Source organism: Nocardioides sp., assembly GCF_024509035.1.
Lineage (GTDB): Bacteria > Actinomycetota > Actinomycetes > Propionibacteriales > Nocardioidaceae > Nocardioides.
Window position 1 is genome coordinate 1 of the sequence record NZ_JANINT010000417.1, and the last position, 1,601, is coordinate 1,601.

General features: G+C 74.5%; 2 protein-coding genes. Both read right to left on the reverse strand.

Annotated features, from left to right (window positions below):
- Positions 1 to 104: 104 nt before the first annotated feature.
- A complete protein-coding gene (locus tag Q0L15_RS22750) occupies positions 105 to 1,073 on the reverse strand; it encodes an endonuclease/exonuclease/phosphatase family protein (protein ID WP_296607138.1) in 969 nt (322 codons plus the stop codon).
- A 10-nt stretch (positions 1,074 to 1,083) separates the two neighbouring features.
- Positions 1,084 to 1,601, reverse strand: a 518-nt coding sequence (locus Q0L15_RS22755) for a PUA domain-containing protein (protein ID WP_366939645.1), incomplete at its 5' end; no start/stop codon positions are given.

Genomic DNA, 1,601 nt, shown 5'->3' on the forward strand with positions numbered 1-1,601 from the left:
TTCTCCTCCCGAGAGCCGCGCCCCTCCCGGGCGCGGACGTGAAACGGACGATAACTGTCCTGCAAACCGAGGTGCAACCCTCATTTGCAAGCCCGTTTGCGCCTTCACTTCCGGGCGACGGTGGCCACGACCGCACGGTGGTCGCTGCCGGGGAGGTGGACCGTGTGCACCTCCTCGACCGCGAGCCGCGGGCCGACGAGCACGTGGTCGATCGCCACCAGCGGAGGCAGCGCGAACACGAGCCGCCACCGGTCGCCGAAGGGCCAGGTCGGCTGCCACCCGGCGTTGGCGAGCTCCGCGGCGTCGCGCAGGCCCGCATCGACCAGGGCACGCACCGGGCGGTGGTCGTTGGTGGCGTTGAGGTCGCCGAGCACGAGGTCGGGGCGGCGCTCGCGCACGACGTCGAGGAGCGTGGCGTGGTCGGAGCGCCACAGGTCCGGCTCGGTGGGCGCCTGGGGGTGGGTCGCGACCACGACGAGGTCGTCCATCGACACCACCCAGCCCTCGTGCCAGGTGTCGAGGGGCTCGGACGAGCCGAGCTCGGCGCGCGCGAACACCATCGTGCCGTGGCCGCCCTCACGCGGCTCGCCCACCCGGTGGGGCAGCAGGTCGGAGAGACCGGCTCGATCCATGTCCGCCAGGCCCGCCGCCGTGATCTCCTCCACGACCAGGAGGTCGACCCGCTCCTCGCTCGCGGCCCGCACCAGCTCGTAGGGGTCGCCGTCGTCCTGGGCGAGGTTGGCGGTCATCACCGTGAGCGGCACCGCGTCCGGCGCCGGGGGCGGGTTGGCGCCGGTGAGCATCGGGGCGAACCACCAGCCGTGCACGACGAGTCCCGCGAGCGCCGCCACCGTGACGAGGCTCGTCGCCGAGCGCCACCGGCGTCCCGCCACCACCCGCACCAGGGCGACCGCCAGCGCGGCGGCGTACAGGACGATCGCCAGCGGCGTGAAGGCCTCGGCCTGGATCCAGAACCCGGACGCCGGCTCGAGGACACGAGCGGTCGTGAGGAGGGCGGCGGGCAGCAGGAGGGCCGCGAGCACGAGCCCGACGACCACCGCCCGCACACGCACGGGCGCGAACCTACCGCGGCGGTATCACCACGAGGTCGTCGCGGTGCACGACCTCGCGCTCGTAGCCCGCCCCGAGCTCGCGCTTGAGGTCGTGGGTCGAGCGGCCCAGGAGGCTCGGGAGCTCCTCGGCGTCGAAGTTGACCAGGCCGCGGGCGACCGGGGTGCCGTCGGCGTCGGTGAGGTCGACGGGGTCGCCGGCGACGAAGGTGCCGGTGACTCCGGTGATGCCGGCGGCGAGCAGCGAGGCACGGCGCTCGACGACCGCCCGCACGGCGCCCGCGTCCAAGATGATGGTGCCCTTCGGCTCGGTGGCGTGCGCGAGCCACAGCAGGCGGGTGGGGCGGCGGCGTCCGGTCGCGTGGAACAGCGTGCCGACCGCCTCGCCGGCGAGCGCGGGAGCGGCCCGGTCGGCGGAGGTCAGGACGACAGGGATGCCGGCGCCGGTGGCGATGCGCGCGGCGTCGATCTTGGTTTGCATGCCGCCGGTGCCGAGTCCGGCGGCGCCGGTCTTGCCGATGCGTACGTCGA